Here is a 24330-nt window from a genome sequence, read left to right as displayed (position 1 = left end):
AAGAGAACCGATAAAAATCGGAGATTGTCAAGAATGAGACGGGCTTAACGTTTCACTCTCAACAGTTCTTCCAACATCTCGTCCGATGTGGAAATGATCTTGGCCGCAGCACTATAGGCGCGCTGGGTTGTGATCATGGAGGTGAATTCTTCCCCCAAATCAACGGTGGAAGCTTCCAATGAAGATTGTTGTACGGACCCGGACCCGGCAGAACCGGCTTCACGTACGGTCGGTTGACCGGAGAAATCCGTTTCGATCCAGACGTTACCGGACAGACTGTCCATGCCGTTCGGGTTCACCATTGTGGCAACCGGGATCATAAAGACCGGACGTGTTACACCGTTATCAAACAAGGCTGTCACAACGCCATCTTCACCGATTGTCACCCCGGCAAAGTTACCGAATGAGGCACCGTTTTGGGAAATGTAGTTGATTTGATAGGTGTCGCCAAACTGTGTTAAACCATCGGCCACGTTGTAGTTACCAAGGGCAACAGACAGGGCGGGACCTTCTGTACCATCCATATCTTCCGCCCCGTTTGCCCAATCAATTTTATACTGGATACGGGGGTCAGATGCGGTGGCTTCATCTGTGCCGAAGAACTTGTTCGGTGTACCATCACCGTTGAATTCAACGGTATAATTACTTGCACCGGTCCATGCGACCGATGAGTCCAAACGTTCAACGGTAAAGGCTGTGTTCTGGGTGACGGCTGTGACACCGCCTGCCGTCAAACGCGAGGCATCAATTGTGATGTCGTTGGCTGTTGATCCGTTATGGAAGAAAACGCCCGTGTCACCGCCAATACGTTCTGCCCACAGTTGCGGCGGTGATTTTGGTGTGCCGCCATATTCGTATTGCAGAATTTTTTGAACGCGGTTGGCAACTTCATCCATGATCTGTGACAGGGATCGGTTGTTGACGTTAATGGACATTTCCTGTGCGTTGACAGGGGTTAAGCCAGCGCGGGCTGTGGTTGCGATTGCAGCGCCGGCAGCAAAGGTGACATCACCGCCTGTTCCGTCGGTAAATGAAACAGCGACATTGTTTGTTTGTTCAAAAGTAATCACGTTACCGGCCTGCGAGGTCCAGTTCGCCGTTCCACCTGTTGTATCCATTGCGGCTTCGATAGCATTTGCAAGGTTACTGGCGGTGGTGGTGGTGTCCGGGCCGATGACAACGCGTGTGCGTGTCGGGTCTGTCAGGGTGTTGTTGCTATCAAATTCAAACGTGGTAACGGTACCACCGATATCAATTTGATAGGTTTCCCCATCTGCAGGTTGCGCACCAACTGTAATGGTGTTCTGGTGAATAGAGTCCACATCGGCAGCACCAAACGCGATACGATAAACCGTACCGTCAACTGTCATATCCATCGTTGTCCCGACATCCGGGACACTTTGGAAATCCAGACGACCAAGGGACATATAGTTATTGCGTGTCGTGGTTTGATCTTCCACAACCATTGTTGCAGCCCCTTTGGGGGGAATAACCGACAAATCCCATGAGTTGGAGGCGCGTTTGCTCCAAGTATGGTTGATATTGTGCGGGGCACCCAATGAGTCGTAAATCAATACGTCTGTTTTGTGTGAAGTGCCGACGGCAGCAGAAGAAGGCAGGTTTGCCCCCATTGAAATGGTTGTGGTTGCAACAGCCGTCCCGCCAATGGTTTTTAAGTTAAGCGGACGCAGGTTTGTGTTATCAACGATGTTATCGTTAATATAAACCGTGTCACCGGATGAGTTTTGGTAGGATTTCATATAGGTGCTGCCACCAACGTTTTTCTGAACGGCTTGTGTCGAGCCATCCCATGTTTGTAGCGGCCAGCCTTGCAGGTAATAACCAGATGTATTTTGCAGGTTGCCTTCTTTATCCACACGGAAAGAACCCGCACGGGAATAAGCATAGATATCACCTGTGGACGGGCTGCCGGACTCGTTCACAATAAAGAAGCCGCCGCCTGAAATAGAAATATCGGTTGCAGATGTTGTGGATTGCAAAAGTCCCTGCACATCAACGCCTTGGCGAGGTTTTGATTGAACGCCACCTGCGGAATATTTAGTCAGGGAGGCTTGTTTGGTCACCAGTGTCTGAAAATTGACCTGTGTCGATTTATAGCCGACCGTGTTGACGTTTGTCACGTTATCAGCAATGGCACCCATCGCACTGGATTGTGCTTGAAGGCCTGATACACCGGAAAAAAGTGCGCCGTATAAGCTCATCTTTTATCTCCATTAAGAATGTTTTTTTAGCATTCTTGCTTATCGTTTAAGTCACCCGTTCTAGGTCACTGGTTCTCTATTTGTTGAAGCTTGTGCTTCGTTTTTATCATTTGTTCAGTCTATGTGGCGGCTTCGGCAAGTGCCTTGGCTTTTGCATAGGCTTGAGAGGCTTCGGACGCTGCCTTAGAGGCTTTGGCGGCAGCGGTAATTGCTGTTTGTGCCGCTTCAGCCGCTAGGGCAGAGCTGGTTGCATTTTGGGCGGTTTGATAAGCTTCGTTTGCTTCAGTTTGTGCTTCTGTGGCTAACTTGGCTGCTTCTTCCGCTTTAATTGCTTGTGCTTCGATCTCTGTCACAGGGTTTGCTTCTGCGATTGCAGCGGCTGCTTCGTGGGAAGCTTTGGCCGATTCAGCACTGGCCGTTGCGTCTTGTGAGGATGCTTTGGCTTTCAGTTGTGCGGCAGCGATTGAGTCAACTTCTGACAATTCAACAGCTTCTTCTTTCAACGAGATGACATTGGCCAACTTGACGGCTTGGTTCGTCATGATTAACTCAGGCTCGTCACCGGCATAAGAGACACCTGTGATCTTACCAACCGCTGTGGTGGTGACATCAACCGGTGCACCATCTGCATCCAGTGCGGTCACGGTCAGTTTATAGAGACCATCCGGCAGTTTGTTGCCGCTCAGGTCCGTACCATCCCAAAGGACACCATGCTTACCAGCGGCCAGATTACCTTCACCGGAGAAGACCGTACGCCCGTTATCATCCTGAATATTAATGAGAGTGCCGACAGAATCTTTATGAAGAACATAGTTGAATTCAGCTTCACCGTTGTAAATCTGAACCTGATTGGTTTTGACTTCTGCCATCCGTCCAACATAACTGGCGACAGAGGACAACTGCGAGGTTTCTTGTGCTTTAATAAGAGTTTCAAGGTTGGCGTTTTGTGAAATTTGCTGTTCCACGCTGGCAAACTGCACCAATTGAGTTGTAAACTCGTTGGCATCCATAGGGTCCAACGGGTCTTGGTGTTGCAACTGAGTGGTCAGAAGCGTCATGAAATCGTCGAGGTCATCGGCGAGTTTTTGACGGTCCGTTTCGGCTCGTGATTGGCCGGCAACTGCAGCAGCGCCTAATCCAGAAATTGAGTCAGCCATCGTTCAACCTTTCTTCTTTCGTCCTTAAGCGCTTAGATCCACGCCGCCATAGGCAGCGCGTAATTGGGCGCGACGTTCCAGTGCTTCCTGTTCGGCGGTTGTGATATCTTCACCGCGCACAGGTGCGTCATTTAATGTATCGTTACCAAGATTGCCGGACCCATTGCCTTGTGCTCTTTGTTGGCCTTCGTTATTTTGTTGGCGTAAATTAAAATTCATGTCGCCCATGTCCAAACCTGCTTCACGCATGGATTTTTCCAATGCTTTTGCATCTTGTTTCAACATCTCCAGCGTTTCGGGGCGATCTGCTGTTACTGTTGCGGTGACCTTTGCTCCAGTCATGTCCAGTTGAACTTCGATACGCCCCAATTCCAACGGTTTGAGTTGGATGTTGATGCGATCAGCACCAGCCTTTGCGGCCTTGGCAATCTCAACATTGATCTGTTCAGGTTTTGCCGTTGTGTGAACATGCTGTTTGGCTTCGTGTGTTGCTTTGGCTTGTTCCGTCTGTTGGGTCTGGTTACTGGCTTGGGCCTGTGTGGTCGTTGCGGTTTGCGTTGTTTCCGCGCCAACCGTTGTTTGGGCCACTTGTGCGCCTGTTCCCTTTGCCGCGACTTGTGCACCCTTTGCTTCGTTCACCATGTTGGCGAAGTTCTGGTTTTGGGTGTTTTGTGCAGAATTATTTTGATTGTTTTGCACTTGTGCATTGGCAAGACCTGCTTGTGCATTTTGCCCCAGATTAGACTGCGTATTATTATGTTGCTGTCCATTTTGAGTTGATACACCGGCCTGATTGGTGTTGGCGGCAACGCTGGATGTATTGGATAACGAAGTCGATGTTTGAGACGTTGTCGTTGCGGCTGCTTCTGTGACGTTGACCTGAACATTTGCCTGTTGATTTTGCCCCATTTTTTTGGACAAATCTGCAGCTTGCTGTTGTGCGGTGCTTTGCTGTTGTGTGGCTTGCTGCGGATTAATCTCTTTTTGCTCGCCTTTATTGACCTGGGTTTGCTGTTGAGATTGATTTTGTGCATTACCGTGTTGACCGGCCTGTCCTTGTTGGGCGGTGCTCTGTGTGGTCGTTGTTTGTGTTGTTGTATTTTTTGCGTTTGCATCCACCGCTAAAGGATCGGTTGTTTGAGTGCCGGTTTTTGCTGTGTTGCCTTGGGTGTTGGCTTGCTGCGTTGATGCAACGGCAGCAACCAGCGATGGGTCTGTTGCACCTTGTGCGGTGGCTGCAGCGGCTTGTCCCAGATTTGCATTGGCGGCAGCATCGGCAAGGTCGTTACCTTGATTTTCGGTGTTGGATCCGGCTTCACTCGTTTTTGTCGTATCGTTTGAGCTATTGCCGTTGGCCTCAGCTGTTTCTTTTTGTTCGTTCTTATCTGCTTTCGGCTTGTCGCCTGCGTCCGCGTCTTTCTGCGGGGCATCGTCACGTTCTGAACGTTCACGGTTATCATCGCTGGCATCGCGACGTGTATCGTCTGTACGATCATCCGGGCGATCTTCTGTGCGGGTGTTGTCCGACTTATCTGTACGATCACTTGCGACATCATCATCGTTGCGTGCGTCGACTGTTTTGGATGCCTTATCGTCGTAAGACTCATCATAGCCTTTATCTGCACGCGCATCATAGGCAGGCTCGTTGGATGACTTGGAAGCTGACATGCTTAAGGACGTGCTCATATTGCTGCTGGAAAAAGCGAGCAAATCGGCAAAGCCTGCAGTGTTTGTGCCTTTTGTCTTTGTCGTTTGTGCCAAAGGAGCTGTCACAGGGGCAACAGTTCCATTATTTTTCGCGTTAACCGCTATATTATCCATGATCGCGTCCTCGCAAGTTCCGGTTCATCGACGGATTAAATGCAAGGGGTGTGCCAGATAGCTTTATTTTTTATAAGATATTGAAAATGCTTAATATATTTTATTTTGGAAAGGCAGATAATGTGTTTTACAGCTGATCTAGGTGCTGAATTTGCCGATAAACGAGACGCCTAGGTAAAAAATTCCCGGTCAGAGGGGAGATGCTTTATTTTTTCTTCCAAGCAACCCAGGAAGAAGGATTATTTTTCTGCTCTTCATTAAAATCAACTTCGGTATGAATTATTTCCAGAACGCCGAGTTTTTCTGCATACTTAAGGCACTCTATCATATTTGTATTATACCCTTTTTCAGTTGTTTCGCGCTCGTGTGCCTTTTGATCATTGGTCTTTTGAGATTCTGCGACAGCCTGAAAGCCGAAAGGTTCAATATGAATCCCAGAAATTGATCTACAGGATTGAGCAAGTTTAACAAAATAATCGAGAGGGAGTTGTGCAACTTGCTCCAATGAGTGACAGCTGAAAACCAATGTATTTTTATCAGGGTTGATAAAGGGGAAGTTACATAGTTTGTGATCTACAAAATCATCTGAAAAATGGAGTGTGGGAAAAAAATGTTTACTGAGCATATTGAAAATACGTCGGCCGGATGATGTATATTCTGTGCCAATAAAGTGAATATCCGGGCGCTGAAGAATGACAAAAAGTTCAATTAATCGTCGACCATACCCACAGCCGAGCTCTATAACCGTTTCGATTTCTGGATTACAGAACATCTTTACGGCAGCAAGACGGGTATCTAAATTATATGTCAGGGGTTCGTCTGGAATTTGTGGATTGGCAAGTACATTTACTTTTCCCGTTAAGTACCATTTTTCGCTTTCCTCTCCCTCTTTTGTGGTGAGGATTTTTTCTGCCGATAGTGTGTGTTTTTTTTCAAAACTATCAAATTGAGCAAAAGCTTCAAAAATTGATTGGGGATTGTGAGCCAGTATCTCTGTGAACAGCCCTTCACGGACGGCCCACCATATTTCATATGTGTTTTCGTTTGTGTCTTCCAGCAGTTCCGGGAGTTCGACATCAACACTATACAATAAGTCCATGAAGGCCTCTATATCAACACTTTGTCCAGTAAACCCATGAAGATGGGTTTTCTGGTTGTTCATGAGAAAAGTCGATTTCGGTATGTTCAATTTTTATCACACCCTGTTTTTGAGCATATTCCAGGGCATCGACCATATTTAAATTATAATTCTGGTGTGACATGAAGGCGTGATGTTTGATCTGTTCAAGGCTGCGTTCAGCAGGAGAGATAAATTGAAATCCACAGGGTTCTATATGCACACCTTTGATATGAGGCGTGCTTTGGGCTAGTTTTACAAAATAGTCTTGAGGAAGTTCATGTATTTGTTCAAGCGAATGGCACGTATACACAAGTACATTTCTATCCTGTGGCATAAATGGAAAAAGTGCCTGGTTATGGTCAACAAATGGAACCGTAATATCAGTTTGTGAAAAGAAAGATTGTGCGAGTTTTTCTGTGATACGGCGCCCTGATTTGGTATATTCAGCCGCAATATAGGCAATTTGGGGCTGTTGAAGGATAACCATAAGTTCAAGGATACGACGGCCATAGCCACAACCAAGTTCAACGACACAGTCAATGGTATCGTCACAAAGCATTTTCAAAACGGCGAGGCGGGTATCAATTTGAAACTTCAGTTCTGAAGGGACATACTCAGGATTTCTTTTAACCTTGATATCACCACGTAAATACTGTTTTTTTTCATACAGTACAGTGGGTACAGCAAGCTCATACTCTTGTTGAAAGTTATCAAATTGTGCAAAGACTTCGAATATATTCTGAGGTGAACTCTCTATAATTTTTGTAAAAATATCCTCACGAAAACGCCATAACAGCTCGTAGACATTTTCGTTGGTATATGGGAGAAGTTCGGCCTTTGGTTGATCTTGCAAATTACCGGAACTCCCCTATATTTCTTCAAGATAGGCTTCGACTTCAGCTTGTAAATCTGCGTCCAGAGAAACGTCCTGAACTTTGTCAAAACCGCCTTCATATGGGGCAACAGAGGCAATAGTTGCGTGATCTTCTTTCATTTGAACGAAAATGTCTTGAGTCCGATCTGCCATCCAGTCACAAATTTCCAAAAATTTGTACATCGTATGTTTGATAAAGGCCTTGCGGACATCTTCTTTTTTAATACGACTACCTAGAAACGAGGCCAAACGAACCATTGTTGAATAAGTTCCAGCGGTCATGGTCATATAGCCACGAAGCTCTTTCAAATGGTCTTTCCAGTATGTGTCTAAAGCGCTGTCGATACTGGTGAAATTATCCGTCGTTTCAATGAGTTCCTCTAAGGCCGTGTGCATGCTTTCCTTGAAGGCATCAAGATCATCCACCATTCTTTCAATGCGATCTGCGGTAATAAAAGTTTTGGGCTCGTAGGTGATGAACTGATTTTGAATACGTTCCAAAACCTGTTTTTGTTGGCCCGGTGTATTCGTCAGTGAAATGCGTGCCGAAGATAAAGGAGGGATGCCATCTAAAGCGGCGCCATAACTGCAATTGTAAATTTGCATTTTGGTTCGGGCACTTAAGGAATTGAAGGCAAGTCGCGACATGTCGTGGAAACGGCTGGTTAAAACTTCACCGCCAAAGTTGCCTGGCACACGTCGACTGAACATGTCTTCAAATTCTGTAGCTGACATTCCGAGGAGGGCTTCATCCTCGTTATATACCGTATCTTTATGATGTGTTGCTTTCCCTGGTAGTTTTCCGCAATCCACACCGAATAGATAGATGTTACGAAAACCGCAAGCAACAGCGATAGCAGAGGCTGAATTGGCAACGAGCGGTCCCGTGTCATGTAAGGCATCATCTGCTGACGCAAAAATAGATGTCGAACTTAACCCTGGTCGAGAATAAAACCAGACATCATCAAAGAAACTGGCGACACCGGGGTAAATTGTGGTGGATGCGCAAAGAGTAATTCCTTGCAAGCCATATTGTTCGTTCAACCCTTTTAGGATTGCGAATACCTGAGGGACGTTTTCATTTTCAATATGAATATCCGGACGAATTCCGTTTTGTAATAAAATTTTTAGTGTGGATCCGGCGGAAAATAAAACGACGTGATCACGCCATTTTTTAATATGCTCGATATTGCGTTCAAGTGATGGTCCAGAGGCAACAATAAAGGCTGGCGTGTCTTGGTGAAGGACCCGTTGGGCTTTTATATATGTGAAACGTTCTCTACGCATATTGGCGTAGGTGTTGGAACACATATCAATTTCATCTTCAAAAAAGCCGGAAGAGATAGAGAAAGAGTCCATTCTGCCTTTTAATCGATCAAGCGCTTTTTCATTTTCCCACGAAGGGTAATGAATATAAAAAAAGCTGCCTTCCAAGAAGGTGATCCCATAGGCACTAATGATTTTTTCAATCTGAAGCACAGTGGCTTCGACTGTTTCCCCTAAGCAAAAGATGAGGTTTGTTTCTTGTTCTTCTGCTTTCTTGCTGATTTTTGCCCAGTCCAGATTATAAAGTGAATGAACAAAGAAATCCCATACGGGTTCGGTAATTATGAAGGAATTTGTTTTATATTCGTCTAATAATTTCTCAATGTGATCGCCGAGGCCAAGACCAAAACAGAAAAAATATCCAATATCGACAACCTGTAAGTTATCTAGCCATTCGTTTCGGTCATCATGTTGCAGGATATAATCCTGCATGAGACGAAAAAGGCCAAAAGAGGTATGGTTGATATTGCAATGATTTGGGTTTGGATAAGCAAGGCGCGTGGGATGTTCGTGAAAGTTTTGAATTTGAAAATCTACATATTCTTTACTGTCTTTGCCGTAAAGATTGACTTGCCCGAGTGAAATATTGATCGGTTTTCCACAATCATCGAAAACGATTGTGGAATTTGATACGGGGTTCGCGGATATTCTTTGGGCAATGTTAGGGTGCTTTTTCTCAAAAAATGTAATATTTTTTTCAAAGAGTTGTGCTGCGTCTGGATGCGTGGAAGGGTTACTCATGTGCGCATGCCTTACTCCAAAGGTCTTCCAGACATTGTTCTAATTCTTCAATGCGTTGTGCTGGATTGAATTGAGGGCCTGTTATGAAATCACGGGCAATTTCCATGCGAAGTTGGTCGGTGCGCTCTTCTGATTTCACCCAGGAAACTGCTTTTTCTACATATGTTGCGTCATCCGGCATTAAAATTTGATTGCAATATTGGCTGTTTTGAATCAAATCGCGTGCATATCCGTGAATCTCGTCATGTTGGCTATGTGCCACCATTGGCACACCAGCTGAGAGAACATCACCGATCATTGCGCTATTGGCATTTCGCAAGGGGAGTAAATAAGTGTCGACTTGCTCTAGGAATTCGCGTGATGTCGCTGTCGCAAGAATATCTATGCGGTGTGATAAACCGTAAAAACCGAAAATATTAATCAGGCGTTCGGTGTTGCTGGGAACTTCAAAATCGTGATTGCGCAAGATTAGCTTGCTGTTTGGCGTACGTTTTAAAATACGTGCCCATAGTTCCACTGTTTTAGGGGTTAAATCCGCAAATGTCGCATCACTACCAAATGTGAATGTACCATCTGTTTTAACCGGTAGGCCATAAACGTTTAAGTCCTCACCGCGTTCGGTAATGAGGAATGTTGCACCAGAGGGAAGGGTGAGCTTTTGGTCTTCGGTAATGATTGCACTGTTGGTGATTTGGTAATCAAGGTGCTTATATCCAGCCAGAGGAGCTGTCCCCAAGGTCATTTGAACCGGGGCAATCCGTGAACCGAAAATATGTAAAAGCTCGCTGGCACGTAAACCACTGCAATTTATGATAATATCGACGCCAAAGGCCTGTAGGCTATCGGATAAGGTATAGGGATCATCAAAGTTAATGGTTCGCCAATCATCAAAAGATTTACGATAGACCGAGTTGACATCATCTAATAAGTCACCATCACCAAATCCGATAAAGGTGAAGCGCTCTTTATTTCGTTTTGCCAATGTTTGTGCAAGCGCCGGTGCAAATCTGAGTTTGTCACTGCCGCTTAAAATCCAGCCAACTGTTAATTTTGCGTGATCTTGTGCCGATGGGCAGCCGCCGGATAAATCAGAAATAGAGAATTTATGTGCCCAGCTTTTTGCCGCTTGTATGTAATCTTCTTTACTGCTTCCGATGTCATGTAGAAAGGCAATCAGTTGCTGTAGTGCTGCAAATGTATTGGAGGGGTCAAGATACAGGCTGTGGGCTAAGCAGCCGCGACCGGCATCAAATTCCCCTAATTGGCAGAGAACCCCGCCTAAGCGTGCATGTAAGGAGGCATCATCGGGGTTGGAATGTATTGCAGCTTTCAAGGATTGAGAGGCACCGAGGATACGTTCTTCACTGATATGGCAATCAGCCAAAATATGTTGTCCGTTAATGTCTTTCGGGTAAAATAGAATATGTTGGCCAAACCAATGCTCAGCCATTTCCATATCATTTTCTTTAAATGAGGCTAAGCCGCGTGCAATTAATGGGGTTTCCGTGATGGTTCCCAATGTATCCGTATAATCGGGAATAATGTCATCAGGTAAATTTTTCTCGATATCCGGGTTCGGGGTACATGTGTAGGCGACCTTACCGTAAAAATAGCTTTCACGCATTTTTCCAACCATGATGGATAAGGCGGCTAAGAAATGAGCTAACTCTTTAATGGACGGGTCCGCTTCAAAAGCAGCGACTGCATAATCGTATGAAGATTTAAAATCGTTCAACTTATAAGCAGCAAGGGCACGATAAAACAAAATCGTTGCATCAGCTTTATCTGCTGCAAAAAGTTTGTCCGTTTCTTTGATAACGTCGTGCCAACGCTCGGCTTTGACCGATAGACCTATATCCGACATGAAATGCACCCTTAGAATATGATTATGAAATGTATCAGTTTTGAAAAATCAGGCTTTGATATCTGAGAATGACGGCGGCGGCGGAGCCTCTTGAATGTCTTCTGGTGCGTTGCCTACGTCACTTTGCATATGGGTTGATGCCTCTTCATTTGTATCTGGCGGTGTTTCATATAGCCCACCAGCAAGCTGACGATTGATGTTGATAAGAACATCCAGCATACCAATGTCGGGTGCCGCAAAATACGCAACGGTTTGCTTGTCCACAAATTGACATAAGCTAAGGATATTATTCTTGATCTCCAGCGGGAGAGGTGAATCCGGGGCCATGATATCCGCTTGCAGGATCGTCCATAGACGCCAATTTAAACGCACAGCGTTCGCAATGACTTCTTCGTCTTCGCTATCAATAGCCTGACGTATTCTTAAAGCGGCCTGAGAAAGGGCCCAAGCTTCTGAGCGACGGGGGTCACCTTCACTCGGGATCGTTTGATAGTTCTGAATTTGTTGATTGTACATGTTCCAATACCTTGGTTTCATGCATGATAAGATCACGGGCTTGTTTTAACGCTCGAAAAAGTTCACCATTGTTCACTTTATCTGCAAGATCATCGACAATTTCTTTGCTGGACGGCAATGCTTGAACGTAGTCTGCAGAAAATACCTTAAAATTTTCTAAATGTTCTGTTCGTTCGTCTTCAAAGAGATAGGCGCATTGCAGTGAATAATATACACGCGCGGCGGGTGTGTTTGCCTCTTCGTAAGAAAGAATGTCTTTATCCTGCAAAAGGCGAGAGTCATTAAGAAGAGTGAGCGTGACGGCATGGGCTGAAGAGTTTTTGAGAACAGCACCGTTCAGGATGATTTTCTGATCCTTTTTCAGGTTTATTTTTAGTGGCATGTCATGCTCCGAAAATTAGAGAAATAGTCGGAGCCCCAAAAGGCCCCGACTACTTTTGGTCTTACCGATTAACGGAACAGGCCCAATACGGCTTGTTCTGATTGACCGGCGAAAGACAAGGCTTGGATACCCATTTGCTGACGTGTTTGAAGTGCCAGCAAATTGGCGCCTTCCTCGTTTAGATCGGCAAGCGTCAATTGACCTGCCCCACCTTCCATAACGCCAACGTATTCTTCTGTAAAGTTCGAGCGAACTTGAAGAATAGCAACGTTACCTGCAATCTTCGCAGCTTCAGAACGCAAGTTCGAGATGGTCTCATCAAGACCGGAAATTGCGGCATCGGCGTGCGCGTTAAAGGTTGCAAGTACAGACGCGATAGAGTTAGAGAAGACAGACAGCTTCACAGTGAAGCCAAGTGCCGTCAATACGTCTGCGTAGGTTGTTGGTGCAATCGCTGTACCTTGGGAGTTGCGGTAGTATTGAGAGACGTTAAAGTCAACCCCGTTTACATCCAACTTGGAGTTTGCTTTGTCTGAGAAACGTACAGACAAAGTAGAACTTGTGGAGTTCAGCAGGTTAAGACCCTGATACGTCGCATCCCCAACCAGGTTTTGGATTTGTTCAGCGAGGTCTTTGAACTGCGTGGTGTAAGCTGCACGTTGTACTTTGTCAGCAGAACGGGCGGCGTCGATCACACCTTTCATTTGTTTGGTCAATTCTTCGATCGCATCGGCAGCTTTAAGGGCTGTATCCAATGCGTTCACACCCTGATCGACAGCAGATTTGCGTTCCAGCAAGTCGGCTGCACGGTTGCTTAGGGATTTGGCCTGGAAAAACTTAACGGCGTCATCCACAGGCGACGCAACGGCCAAACCTGTAGACAGGCGGCCTTGTGTGCGGTCAATGAACGAAGAAGTTCCTTGCAGTGCAAGAAGGTTCGAGCGTACTGCAGTTGATAAAGCGATATCAGCCATTGTCTTGGCTCCTCTTTCTGAGTTGATATTAACGTGCGCCTACTACGCACATCCCAGATACTATCATAATCATATGAAAAGGAAAAATGAAAATGCATTCTTTACTACTATTTTAGATGCTTCAATAGGTTAACGCAATTTTAAGTGAATTTCGGATATAATTTCGTAAAATCACTTAATAAAAGAGACTGGAATAGATTATGCCTTTAATTGCAACTTCCCCGGATAATATTACCGAACGAATTCTTGCCGGGGATGACTTGTGGGTTCGACTAAAGAACCGTTTTGGAGAACAAAAATATTTAGAATCTTATCGGTTGACCTCTATTTTTGGTCGGGGTGATTTGTTTTATGCACGTTTTCGCCATGTCCATCGAGCCGATGCGCATATTTATCATTCGCAGCAGGCTATTCGGGGGCGTTGTGGTGTCTCTTATGGGTACAATAATTTTTCCAATGTTGTTTCAACCAGCAGTATCGAAGATAATTTTGTTCGCCTTTATTCTGCCTATGCATATGATAGTATAGAATTTTTTACAAGTTCCCCCAGTGTTGAAGTTTGGAACAGTGAGGATGGGGGTAGCTGTGATCGGGTGTACGATGCTGTATGGTCCGGTAAAGAATTAAAACTGAAAGTGGAGCTGAAAAGCGGGAATTATTTCATTTTACCGATACATACGCTGGAAGCTTTTGCCGATAAAAAAGGTTTTCGTGGCGATACCGAGATTGATGGTTTTGCGCATTCAATGGTCAATTTTGATTGGTTGCAGGGGGTGGGCCGGGACATGGATGCCAATAACTTGGAACATCAGGATGAAGAGATTTATTATTCTTCGTCAACGTATAATGTTGATGTGCAATTCCTTGGGTTACACTTTGAAGTAACGCCTGAAAAGTTAGTTGAATATTATATGCCCGAATGTTTGAAAATGGGGTTGGAGGCTGATGTCTTGAGGTATAGTATTTTTTGCCGAGAATAAGAGGTACTCATTGATGTGTCGCCCTGATGAAGAAGATCAACTGTTAGTCAAATTGCGCGAGGGGGCGGATCTTTGGGTTGTTCTTGAGAACCGATTTGGCGAAAAGAAGTATGTGGAAAGTTATCACCTGTCCAGCTTGGTTTTAAGAGGTGATTTTTTTTATGGTCGTTTTCGCCATGTACACGGCCCTGATCGACATATTGAATTGTTTAATCCTGATCTTGATGACCGGATTTCCGGCAAGACTGGTGTGTCTTATGGCTATACGAATTTTTCTCGAACCGTGAGTACAAGCAGTCTGGAAGACTGTTTTTGCCGGATCTATTCTGCGCATGCCTATAGCCGGATGTCTTTTAAAGCAAAGGGAAATTATCGTAAGGTCTGGGATTCAAAAGAAAAAGGCGATGTGGGGAAAATTGTGCAAGCTGTTGAGGACGGGGCAAGGTTCAAGGCGTTGGTTACCATGTCTTCAGGGGTGACCTATAGCTTGCCTGTTCATACGTTGGAGGCTTATGCTAAAAATTGCGAATTTGTTGCACAAACGGAATTTGATGGGTTCCCTGCCCAAATGTTGGATTTTGCTGATTTGCTTCAGATGGGGGAGCAAATGATGCAGTTGAATGAACGTATGGCGCATATTCCCGGGTTTTATTTTTCAACGCCTTACAAAGTTGGAATGCCTTTTGTCTATCCGTATTTTGAACTTTCCCAGAAGGGGGGAGTGGAAATTACTTCACCGCAAAGATCGGCGCAGGCTGTCCCGTTGGGTGAGGTTTTGATGTATAGTCTTTTTGCCGCATAAAGCGGAAGTGTGAGGAGAACAGAATGATCGCAGACTTAGACTTATCTTTTCTGAATGGGAAGTCGTTGCTGGTTACCGGTGGTACAGGAACGTTTGGACAGGCCTTTATTCGGTATGTTGCAGAACATGCAAACCCGCGACGCTTGATTGTTTTTTCCCGAGACGAGTTAAAACAATTTGAAATGCAAAATATATTTCAAGGCGAACGCTATAAGTGCATGCGTTATTTCTTGGGTGATGTCAGGGATCAGGCGCGTTTGGAAACCGCTTTCAGCGGGGTCGATTATGTGGTTCACGCAGCGGCTTTAAAACAAATTGTTGCGGCGGAATACAATCCTTTTGAATGTATTCAAACCAATGTCATCGGGGCACAAAATATTTCGATGGCTGCGATCCGTTCTGGCGTGCAGAAAGTTGTGGCCTTGTCGACGGATAAGGCGGCAAACCCCATCAATATTTACGGGGCATCCAAATTGGCGAGCGATAAAATCTTTGTCGCGGCAAATAATATTTCAGGGGGGCAGACCCAATTTTCAGTCGTGCGTTATGGGAATGTGTTAGGGTCACGAGGCTCGGTTGTTCCTTTTTTCAAAAAAATGATTGCGGAAGGGGCGACATCGCTTCCTATTACGCACGAAGAAATGACGCGTTTTTTAATTACGGTTCAACAAGGTGTTGAATTTGTTCTGTCATCCCTGATTACGATGGTCGGCGGGGAATTGTTTGTTCCTAAGATCCCCAGTATGAAAATTGTCAATATGGCGAAGGCCTTGGCCCCAAATTTGGAGCATCATATTATTGGTATTCGTGCGAGTGAGAAATTGCATGAAGTTATGGTGACGACGGATGATGCGCGCCATACGGTCGAGTTCGAAGATCGTTATATTATTTTACCTGAATTTTCATCAAGCAATTGCCAGGATCATTATCAACAGGCAACAAAAGTTCAAGATGGTTTTGTCTATTCATCCAATCTCAATAACGAGTGGTTAAGTGAAGATGGATTTTTAAAGCTGATTGAGGGAACTTGAGCACTCGCAGGTGAATGTGAAAAAACCTAATTGTAAAGTTGCTTTGCGATTTAATGCTTCGGTTGAATTGGGAGGGGGGCATGCCGTTCGGTGTTTCGCTCTTCTCAACGGTTTGTCAAATGAGTTAGGTTTGATAGAGGCCGTTCTTTTTACCAATGAAGATGCATTGGACGTGATTAAGCCGTTCTTGCCCGGTTTCGTCAAGATCGTGACCTTTCCTGAACGGGTCCGGTCCGTGCGTGATGAAGTGCATTTTATGGTAGAACAATTAGACGATGCGTGCGATCTTTTGATCGTTGATCATTATGGCCTTGATGCGGATTTTGAGACGGAGGCCCGAAAATGGGCCCGACGTATTTTTGTTTTTGATGATTTACATAACCGATCGCATGATTGTGATTATTTGCTGGATCAGACATTTGGATGTGATGCAGCGGTCTATGAGGCCTTGAATCAGTGTCGAACAGCGCGCTATTTTTGTGGATCAAAATGGGCATTGCTGCGTGAACCGTTTACCAGATGGCGTGAAAAATCATTAAATCGACGTTTAAAAGAAGCGCCTATCTCTCATGTTTTAATATCTGCAGGTGCAACAGACCCTGTAAATCTGAGTGGCGTTTATCTGAATGTATTACGGTGTATGGAGTTTTCAGGACGCATTAGCCTCGTGTTAGGTGGGCAAGCACCTTATCGCATGGATTTGGAAGACAAAGCCCAGAAAATGGATATGGACGTTTCTTTCTTAAGTGACGTTCAAGATATGGAACGTTTGCTTTATGAGGCGGATTTTGTAATGGGCGCAGCGGGCTCATCGGCGTTGGAACGTTGTGTGTTGGGTGTGCCGTCTGCCATTGCGGTCATTGCGGATAATCAAGTTGAAATTTGCCAAAGCCTTGGTGATGCCGGTGCCGCTTTAAATTTGGGTGAATTAAGTCATTTGCAAGAGGAAAAGGTGGCACAGCGACTTTTGAACTTGTTTAAAGACCCTCAGGCTTTGCGCCTTATGTCAGAAAAGGCCGCTTCTGTATGTGATGGGCATGGTTTGCGCCATGTCTGCAAAATTGTTGTATCTGAGCTTGTGGCCTAATATATCTTTGCAACGGTTTTAGAGATATGTAATGGTTAACAGGTTGATTTTGCGTACAGTTAAGAACTGCAAAAAGGAAAGTGCGCGATATGGTGGAAAAAATTGAAATCAATGGACGTGTGATTGGGCCGGGTGAAAGGCCATATATCGTTGCGGAGATGTCAGGCAATCATAATTCTGATTTATCCTGCGCGTTGGAGATGATGGACGCAGCCAGCGAAGCTGGTGTCGATGCGGTTAAACTGCAAACATATACGCCAGACACATTGACGATTGACCACAACGGCGAAGATTTTTGTATCCGGGGTGGCCTGTGGGATGGTCGAACGCTGTATGATTTGTATGAGGAAGCTCATACACCATGGGCGATGCACGAGGCCTTGTTTAACCGGGGGAAAGAACTCGGACTAACAGTGTTCTCAACACCATTTGATGAAACGGCGGTTCATTTTTTAGATCAGCTTCACTCTCCAATTCATAAAGTGGCTTCTTTTGAAATGGCGGATTGGGCGTTGTTGAGAGTGATCGCGAAATCCGGCAAGCCTGTGATTATGTCAACTGGTATGGCAAATCTCGAAGAAATCTCCGACTCAGTTCGTGTTTTACAACAGGAAAACCCTGTCCCCCTGATTTTATTACATTGCATTTCGGCTTATCCAGCACCGGCGGCAGAAGCAAATTTGAAGACAATGTGTGATCTGGGGAAACGGTTTAATCTGCCTGTTGGCCTGTCCGATCATACTTTGGGAACAGCTGTTTCGGTTGCTGCTGTTGCCTTGGGGGCTTGCGTTATTGAAAAACATTTTACATTGGCGCGTGCTAATGGCGGGCCGGATAGCGCCTTTTCTTTAGAACCGCATGAGCTTAAAACATTGGTTGAACAATGTCATATAGCTTATGAGGCCTTGGGTGGGGTTGGTTATGATCGCAAACCCTCAGAAGAAGCAAATCTGACCTTTCGACGGTCCATTTATATTGTACAGGATGTTGCCAAGGGGGCGCGTCTGACACCTGAAAATACACGTGTGATCCGCCCCGGATATGGATTGGCACCTAAATATATAACCGATGTTTTGGGGAAAACGGCGTTGCGTGACTTGAAACGTGGCGATGCTTTGGATTGGGGTATGATTGATGACAAAACCTAATATTGTTGCCACGATACAGGCGCGAATGACATCGACGCGTTTGCCAGGTAAAATTTTAAAACCAGCTCTGGAGCGTCCACTTTTAGCTTATATGGTGGAACGATTACGTCATATTCCAAGTGTTGATGATATTCTTCTTTGTACGACTGTAAATGAGACAGACGATGTTCTTGTTGATTTTGCGAAAGAGCAGGGGATTTTATGTTATCGAGGTAGCGAGCATAACGTGATGTCACGCGTGCTGGAGGCGGCACAAGAATACGAAGTGGATACAATTGTTGAAACGACGAGTGACTGCCCGTTGATTGATCCTGATATTTGTGAACAGGTCATCCGGCATTATTTTGATACAAAGGTGGATTATTGTTCCAATATTTATAAACGCACCTATCCTATTGGTATGGACGTGCAAATTTTTAAAACCGATGTTTTGGCGGATGCGTATAGTCGAACAGAAGATGAAGAAGAACGCGAACACGTGAGCCTCTTTATTTATCGTCACCCGGAATTATATGATCTGCAATGGATAGAAGCCCCAAAGGGTTTGCATGACCCGCATCTGCGCTTAACGTTGGATACAGCGGAAGATTATGAAATGATCTGTAAAGTATTTGAGGCACTCTATCCGAATAATAAAAACTTTACATTGTGCGATGTGTTGGATTTCTTGCAAGAAAACCCTGACGTTCGGGCCATTAATAATGATATTCAGCATAAATGGGTGAGCTATTGATTAATGCGGTGCTTGTCGGTTGCGGGGCTGTCGGGGCTGGCTACGATTTAAAAAAAAATGACCCGACTAACGTATTGTCTCATGCCGGTGCCTATAGACATGTTGAAGGTGTGCGCTTGATTGGGTGTGTTGATCCAGATCCGATACGCTTGGCAGAAATGTCTGATGTGTACAATGTTGAACACTGTTTCGAAACAATGGCTGATTTAATCAAGGCGGATATTTGTTTTGATGTGCTGAGTGTTTGTACGCCGACGTCGTTGCACCAAGAGGTTCTTGAGGCCGCTTTTTTAAGACCGATTAAGGCAATTGTTTGTGAAAAACCTGTTAGTGAAGATTTGCAAACAAGCCAAAATTTTGTTGAACAAGCCGAGCGTATGGGGATTGCATTTGCAGTTAATTATTTCAGGCTTTGGGATCAGAATGTGATCGAACTGGCCCAACGGTTTCAAGCCGGGGAGTTTGGTTGTTTTCAAGGGGCGCAGGCCGGATATGTGAAAGGGGTGATGCATAATGGAACACACCTTTTAACGTTATTACAGGAATTTCTAGGCACTCTTGAAGTCGATTGCATGATCCATCCAGAAACAGCGCGATCAGGGCGGGGTGCAGATTTCGTTTTGAGATCAGAAGCTCACCCGAAGGCATCCATACAAATCAGCGCCTTTGATGCGTGCTTATATAATTTTTTTGAAGCCACTTTGTTTTTTGAAAAAGCTGTTTTGCATTTTGAAGATGGCGGGCGGCGGATCCGATTGCGCACCCCGTGTGAGCATGATTTGTATAAAGGCTTCGTATATCCAGAAGAAGAACAGAGCCTGCCTTCGACACAAGGCCAAGCCATGATCCATATGATCAAAGAAGTCGTGAATTGTGCAAAAAACGGACATGATTTTCGGCGAAATGCGCGCTGGTGTTTAGAGGCAGAACAGCTTGGTTTTCAAATTGCAGGGATGAAACGGGGGACGCTATGAAACACAATAAATTGGCGATTTTAGGGGGCGATCCAATCCGGAGAGAGCCGTTTCCTGCCTATAATGTTATTGGTGAAGAGGAATGTCAGGCTGTCCAAGATGTGATGAAAACAGGTGTGTTGAGCCGATTTCTGGGGACTTGGCATAATGATTTTTATGGTGGACCGCAAGTTCAAGCGTTTGAGGAAGAGTGGTCTCAGGCTATTGGTTGCCAGCACAGTATTACAGTGAATTCTGCGACCAGTGGACTTTATGCGGCGATGGGTGCTGCCGGTGTTGGGCTGGGCGATGAGGTTATTGTCTCGCCCTATACGATGTCTGCCTCTGCAACCGCCCCTTTGATTTATAATGCGACGCCTGTTTTTGCGGATATTGACCCAAAAACCTGCTGTTTGTCAGCGCAAACGATTAAGCCAAAGCTGAGCCCTAAAACCAAAGCAATTATTGTTGTTCATATCTTTGGCGGTGCCGCAGATATGGAACCGATCATGGAGCTGGCGCGCGCACATAACCTTGTTGTCATCGAAGATTGTGCGCAGTCCCCGTTGGGTACTTATAAGGGAAAGAAAGTCGGTACGATTGGTGATATGGGGGTGTTTAGCCTTAACTATCATAAGCATATCCATACCGGAGAGGGCGGTATTGTTACCACGAATAACCCTGTATTAGCCGAAAAAGTACAGCTCATTCGCAATCATGCTGAGGCTGTTGTAGAAGGCAAGGGTGTTGATGATCTTACCAATATGGTCGGCTTTAATTACCGACTTGGTGAAATCGAATGTGCCATGGGGAGAAGTCTGTTAAGAAAATTGCCCGCGTTACTTGCCCAACGCTGTGAAAATGTTGCCTTTCTTGAAAAACGCTTAGCAGGGCTGCCGGGGCTGGAGATGCCGTCACTGGCCGCAGGGGGATCGCATTGTCATTACGTCCATGCTTTGAGTTATAATGCACAGATAACCGGTATTAAGCGTGAACGAGTTGTTGAAGCTATCCGGGCGGAACTCGCACCGTGTAAAATGCGTGAACATGAAGGCGTGCTGCTTTTTCAAGGATATGTAAAACCATTATACTGGCAGCCGCTATATCAAAAACGTGCGCATTTGGCACTGCAAAATGAAACGGATTATTCCAGAGGCATGTGCCCGGTTGTTGAAGATGCGCACCTTAATCGGATGATTACCCATGAGCTGATGCGACCAGGTATGAGCGAGGCGGATTTGAATGATGTTGCAAATGCATTTGAGAAAGTCTTCTCTCAATTGGATAGACTGAGAACTTAAATGAGGTGGGGCCGTGCAACATCGTAAGCTGCTTCTTCTTAGTCGAGATCCCGGGGCAACCAATCAAATGGTAGGAGTATATTGGCTCGCACAGAATAAGGCGGAACGATGTTGTTTTCCTTTGTATTCAAAAATTTTATTTGGGCATGAAAAGGCCGATGTTGAAATCTTGATAGCTGGCGAAGCTATGGCCGCGCGTCGTTGGGCAGATGGTCTATGTATGACGGTACACGAAAACGGTGAACCGGAATGTTTTTTGAAAGATAAAGGCATTACCCATCTTGTGACGGGGCTGGACGATATAGATGCTGTTGTCTCGCGTAAATTTTGGGAAGCAGCCAGAAAGCTGGATATTCCGGTTATTGTGATAACGGATAATGATGTTAATTTACAATTGAGATGTGTTGACAGCCGGGGACAGCGATTTTGGCCGGATGAGATACTCGCTCGAAATACCTTTGCCCTTACGGAATTGCCCAATGAGATCATCACGATAGAAGGTGATATCTATCACGCATATTTGCAGAAACACGGGCCAAGCCAGCTGGATTTACGATCGGTTTGGGGAGTGACAAAAAAAGAGAAAGTTGTCTTGTTTGTGTCGCAAAACTGTCAGGAAATGAAGGAAGCTGGGCGTGTTACTGAATATAATGAATATGAACAACTGCAAAAATTAATTGCTTGGTTGAAATCAGGTTTCTTCCCACCTGATCGACCAATTGAAAACCCCGTTCTTTTAATCCGCCTCCATCCACGAGATCATCCAGATAAATATAAAGAGTATATCGCAACGCAGGGATTGAAAGTGATCATCAACCATGTCGGTACGCCGATAGATGTCATTGCAAATATTGATCTTGTGGCCGGTATGAAATCAGCCTTGATGGAAGAAGCGGAGTTAATGGGCCGCGAAGTGGTGCCATTATTGGAGCTTGAGGATAGACAAAATGTTTGAAACCCCCGTGTTGGAATTTGAAACCTTCCGTTTGGTCCCTTTTGGTGAGACGCATTTGAATGAACGTACGTTGAGTTGGTTGAAATCCCCTGAAGTTGTCAAATATTCTGAGAACCGTCATCGCTCTCATGATTTGGAAACATGTCGGAGCTATTGGCAGGGAATGATCGTCGGTGGGCATCATTACTGGGCGATTGAATTATGCGGCGATGAAATGCAGCATGTCGGCAACTTAACAGCTTATTGTGATCGATTTAATGCCATAAGTGAACTTGCCATTATGCTGGGGGAAAGTCAGGTTCGGGGGAAAGGCTTGGGAAAAGCCGCATGGCAAGGGGCAATGGATTGGTTGTTAAGTGACGGGGGAATGCGCAAGGTGCATGCTGGTACAATGGCTGTTAATGAACCGATGAAGCGGATTTTTCAGGCAACCGGTATGAACGTTGAAGCGATCCGTCCAAGGCATTTTCTTTGGAACGGGCAAGAGGTCGACATGATTTATGCTGGTAAATTTGCGTCTGATTGGCAAGGGGTGTCTCTATGAACGTTCTGCTGCTTTCCCCTTATCCGGAAAAAATACAAGATATCATTGAGGATGCAGGCGACCGGGTAATTGTATCGAGTGACAAAACTTCTCTAGAGGAAATTGTAGCTCAAGAAGTCGATTTTATCGTGTCCTATGGATACCGTTATATTATTCAAGCACCTATTATTCAGGCGTATAAAGGCCGAATCGTGAATTTGCATATTTCATACCTGCCTTATAACCGGGGGAGTGATCCTTTCATTTGGGCCTGCCTTGATGAGACGCCTGTGGGTGTCAGTATCCATGAAATGGATGAAGGTTTGGATACGGGTAAAATATTGGCTCAGCGCCCTGTTGGCATTGATCGTTACAAAGATACTTTGGCAACCGGATATGCACGTTTACGGGAAAATGTGGAAGACTTGTTTATACAAGAATGGATGCAAATTCGCTCAGGTGTAATTAAAGCTCAGGCACAAGATCATGCAAAAGCAACCTTGCATCGGAGCCGTGACAAGGACACCTTTTTCCATCTTTTGCCTAAAGGCTATGACACACGTATTGAAGATGTGATTTCAATTTACCGGAAAAGCATTCAGGCAGATTAAACAAGCAAGTTAAAAATACCGGCCAGCCCAGAATTTGGTAGTAGGTTGCTGAGCTGGTTACGCATGATATATGATTGTGCAATACTGCTTTGTGTCACTTGATAGCGCTGGGTAATCTCATTCTGTTTATCAAGTAATTCGTGTGCCGCCTTGGATTGAATTTCAACCAATTCAGCATTCAGCCCGTTAAGGGTTGCTTTTGTTGAATCGTGATAGAATTCAAGTGTTGTCAACATCATTTGGAAGCGATTTTTCTCAACAAAAACAATGTCTTTCGCCCCATAAATATCTGATGTTGCTTGTTGGCGGCCGGTGTCCGTAGACAGATTGTCGTAGGCCCAAGCGTTTAAAAGGCCGACGCCGTCACGTTGAATGGTTCCGCTAAAGCTTTCAGGGGATACACTATCAATGTCAGTCGTGAATGTGATGTTTCCACTGCTATCTAATGAATCGAGGTGGAGGCCATCGTAAAAAGAGCCGCTTTTGTTGGTTGTTGATGCCGGGTAATCATCATACTGGCGTAAAAGGTTGCTGGTTGCATCCGGTGCCCAAATCAATCCGCCTGAATCGGTAATTTTGTAGCTTGGCGTTAAGGCTGCCCCATAAAGTTTGGCATTTCCGCCGTAATGATTGAGCGGATAATCAAGAGCTACCCCGGTGGAATTGAGAAGATTGGGTTGTGTCCGTGTGTTTTCCGCCAGATCTTTTAAACCTTTGTAATATGCGTCGAATGAACGCGCATAAAGTTCCGGTTGAAAGTCCACGTCAGGGTCGTTATCCGATGTTTCCGCTTTGGTGATTTCGCTCAGCATGTGCGTGAGCTTGCTGTTCATACCATCAAGGCGGGTGACAGTGTTTTGAATAATATCGGTAGCGTCAAGCAAGTCTTGTTTGAATTTCTGATAACGGGCACGTTCAAATTCAACACTACCCATTTTGGCTTTTAAGCTTTCTTCAGAACCAGTCTGAAGTTTTTTCATCTCTTTATTCAGATTGTTCTGAATATCGGTCAGAAGCCTGTTCTGGTCATGGTTCTTCACCGCATTAAAAATGCTGGGTTGCGAATTTCTTCCCAAAAGTGGACCAAATATATTCATGACGACACCTACCATTCTAGTATTGTGATGAATTATAGCTGATTTCTGTGAAATTGGAAAGGAGAGTCTGCGTTTGTTTTTTACGTTTCAAGTCTTTGAAAAGGCTTTCTTA

22 protein-coding genes are annotated in these 24330 nt (G+C 45.1%); 11 read left to right on the top strand and 11 right to left on the bottom strand.

Annotated elements, in window-relative coordinates:
• Positions 1-44: 44 nt before the first annotated feature.
• From ACI0FF_RS14520 to ACI0FF_RS14475, 10 genes are all read right to left on the bottom strand, one after another.
• On the bottom strand, positions 45-2222 hold the full coding sequence (locus tag ACI0FF_RS14520) for a flagellar hook-basal body complex protein (protein WP_419797506.1): 2178 nt from the start codon (positions 2220-2222) through the stop codon (positions 45-47).
• A 119-nt stretch (positions 2223-2341) separates the two neighbouring features.
• Positions 2342-3379, bottom strand: a complete 1038-nt coding sequence (locus ACI0FF_RS14515; protein WP_419797505.1) for a flagellar hook assembly protein FlgD — start codon at positions 3377-3379, stop codon at positions 2342-2344.
• 24 nt (positions 3380-3403) lie between these two features.
• Positions 3404-5200 carry a flagellar hook-length control protein FliK gene (locus ACI0FF_RS14510; RefSeq protein WP_419797504.1) on the bottom strand — a complete coding sequence of 599 codons (1797 nt, stop codon included), beginning with the start codon at positions 5198-5200 and terminating at the stop codon, positions 3404-3406.
• A gap of 205 nt (positions 5201-5405) precedes the next feature.
• The gene (locus tag ACI0FF_RS14505; protein ID WP_419797503.1) at positions 5406-6362 is read right to left on the bottom strand and encodes a hypothetical protein; all 957 of its coding nucleotides are present in this window, start codon (positions 6360-6362) and stop codon (positions 5406-5408) included.
• A complete protein-coding gene (locus ACI0FF_RS14500) occupies positions 6313-7173 on the bottom strand; it encodes a hypothetical protein (RefSeq protein ID WP_419797502.1) in 861 nt (286 codons plus the stop codon). The genes ACI0FF_RS14505 and ACI0FF_RS14500 overlap by 50 nt, the downstream gene beginning before the upstream one ends.
• Positions 7174-7188: 15 nt before the next feature.
• Complete coding sequence (locus ACI0FF_RS14495) at positions 7189-9261, bottom strand: motility associated factor glycosyltransferase family protein (protein ID WP_419797501.1); 2073 nt, start codon at positions 9259-9261, stop codon at positions 7189-7191.
• Positions 9254-11125, bottom strand: coding sequence for a hypothetical protein (locus ACI0FF_RS14490; protein WP_419797500.1), 1872 nt, complete (start codon positions 11123-11125; stop codon positions 9254-9256). The genes ACI0FF_RS14495 and ACI0FF_RS14490 overlap by 8 nt, the downstream gene beginning before the upstream one ends.
• A 48-nt stretch (positions 11126-11173) precedes the next feature.
• The gene (locus ACI0FF_RS14485) at positions 11174-11641 is read right to left on the bottom strand and encodes a flagellar biosynthesis regulator FlaF (protein WP_419797499.1); all 468 of its coding nucleotides are present in this window, start codon (positions 11639-11641) and stop codon (positions 11174-11176) included.
• Positions 11598-12023 carry a flagellar biosynthesis repressor FlbT gene (locus ACI0FF_RS14480; RefSeq protein WP_419797498.1) on the bottom strand — a complete coding sequence of 142 codons (426 nt, stop codon included), beginning with the start codon at positions 12021-12023 and terminating at the stop codon, positions 11598-11600. The genes ACI0FF_RS14485 and ACI0FF_RS14480 overlap by 44 nt, the downstream gene beginning before the upstream one ends.
• A gap of 68 nt (positions 12024-12091) precedes the next feature.
• Complete coding sequence (locus tag ACI0FF_RS14475) at positions 12092-12997, bottom strand: flagellin (RefSeq protein ID WP_419797497.1); 906 nt, start codon at positions 12995-12997, stop codon at positions 12092-12094.
• Between the two features lie 200 nt (positions 12998-13197).
• Between ACI0FF_RS14475 and ACI0FF_RS14470 the strand changes: the two genes are divergently transcribed.
• The 11 genes from ACI0FF_RS14470 (at position 13198) to ACI0FF_RS14420 (ending at position 23121) form a co-directional block, all read left to right on the top strand.
• Positions 13198-13977: a hypothetical protein gene (locus tag ACI0FF_RS14470; RefSeq protein WP_419797496.1), complete on the top strand. Its 780-nt coding sequence runs from the start codon at positions 13198-13200 to the stop codon at positions 13975-13977.
• A gap of 13 nt (positions 13978-13990) precedes the next feature.
• Positions 13991-14779: a hypothetical protein gene (locus tag ACI0FF_RS14465; RefSeq protein WP_419797495.1), complete on the top strand. Its 789-nt coding sequence runs from the start codon at positions 13991-13993 to the stop codon at positions 14777-14779.
• Between the two features lie 23 nt (positions 14780-14802).
• Positions 14803-15810 carry a UDP-N-acetylglucosamine 4,6-dehydratase (inverting) gene (gene pseB / locus ACI0FF_RS14460; protein WP_419797494.1) on the top strand — a complete coding sequence of 336 codons (1008 nt, stop codon included), beginning with the start codon at positions 14803-14805 and terminating at the stop codon, positions 15808-15810.
• Positions 15811-15826: 16 nt separating this feature from the next.
• Positions 15827-16897 (top strand): UDP-2,4-diacetamido-2,4,6-trideoxy-beta-L-altropyranose hydrolase, encoded by a 1071-nt coding sequence (pseG, locus tag ACI0FF_RS14455; protein WP_419797493.1) that lies wholly within the window; start codon positions 15827-15829, stop codon positions 16895-16897.
• 89 nt (positions 16898-16986) lie between these two features.
• Positions 16987-18045, top strand: a complete 1059-nt coding sequence (gene pseI, locus ACI0FF_RS14450) for a pseudaminic acid synthase (RefSeq protein ID WP_419797492.1) — start codon at positions 16987-16989, stop codon at positions 18043-18045.
• The gene (locus ACI0FF_RS14445) at positions 18032-18778 is read left to right on the top strand and encodes a cytidylyltransferase domain-containing protein (RefSeq protein ID WP_419797491.1); all 747 of its coding nucleotides are present in this window, start codon (positions 18032-18034) and stop codon (positions 18776-18778) included. Before pseI ends, ACI0FF_RS14445 begins: the two co-directional genes overlap by 14 nt.
• Entirely contained in the window at positions 18763-19752 is a 990-nt protein-coding gene (locus ACI0FF_RS14440; protein WP_419797490.1) for a Gfo/Idh/MocA family protein, read from the top strand. Before ACI0FF_RS14445 ends, ACI0FF_RS14440 begins: the two co-directional genes overlap by 16 nt.
• Positions 19749-21032 carry a DegT/DnrJ/EryC1/StrS family aminotransferase gene (locus ACI0FF_RS14435; RefSeq protein WP_419797489.1) on the top strand — a complete coding sequence of 428 codons (1284 nt, stop codon included), beginning with the start codon at positions 19749-19751 and terminating at the stop codon, positions 21030-21032. The genes ACI0FF_RS14440 and ACI0FF_RS14435 overlap by 4 nt, the downstream gene beginning before the upstream one ends.
• Before the next feature lie 13 nt (positions 21033-21045).
• Positions 21046-21987, top strand: coding sequence for a hypothetical protein (locus tag ACI0FF_RS14430; RefSeq protein WP_419797488.1), 942 nt, complete (start codon positions 21046-21048; stop codon positions 21985-21987).
• Positions 21980-22531 (top strand): GNAT family N-acetyltransferase, encoded by a 552-nt coding sequence (locus ACI0FF_RS14425; RefSeq protein ID WP_419797487.1) that lies wholly within the window; start codon positions 21980-21982, stop codon positions 22529-22531. The genes ACI0FF_RS14430 and ACI0FF_RS14425 overlap by 8 nt, the downstream gene beginning before the upstream one ends.
• Positions 22528-23121 carry a formyltransferase family protein gene (locus ACI0FF_RS14420; protein ID WP_419797486.1) on the top strand — a complete coding sequence of 198 codons (594 nt, stop codon included), beginning with the start codon at positions 22528-22530 and terminating at the stop codon, positions 23119-23121. The genes ACI0FF_RS14425 and ACI0FF_RS14420 overlap by 4 nt, the downstream gene beginning before the upstream one ends.
• Here ACI0FF_RS14420 and ACI0FF_RS14415 read toward each other — a convergent pair.
• Complete coding sequence (locus tag ACI0FF_RS14415; protein WP_419797485.1) at positions 23118-24218, bottom strand: hypothetical protein; 1101 nt, start codon at positions 24216-24218, stop codon at positions 23118-23120. The genes ACI0FF_RS14420 and ACI0FF_RS14415 overlap by 4 nt on opposite strands.
• Between the last annotated feature and the right edge of the window lie 112 nt (positions 24219-24330).

The organism is Terasakiella sp. 4MB5A (assembly GCF_050058155.1).
GTDB classification, from domain to species: domain Bacteria; phylum Pseudomonadota; class Alphaproteobacteria; order Rhodospirillales; family Terasakiellaceae; genus Terasakiella; species Terasakiella halodenitrificans.
The sequence above is the reverse complement of the archived record's forward strand: the minus strand, read 5'-3'. Positions and strand labels throughout refer to the sequence as shown.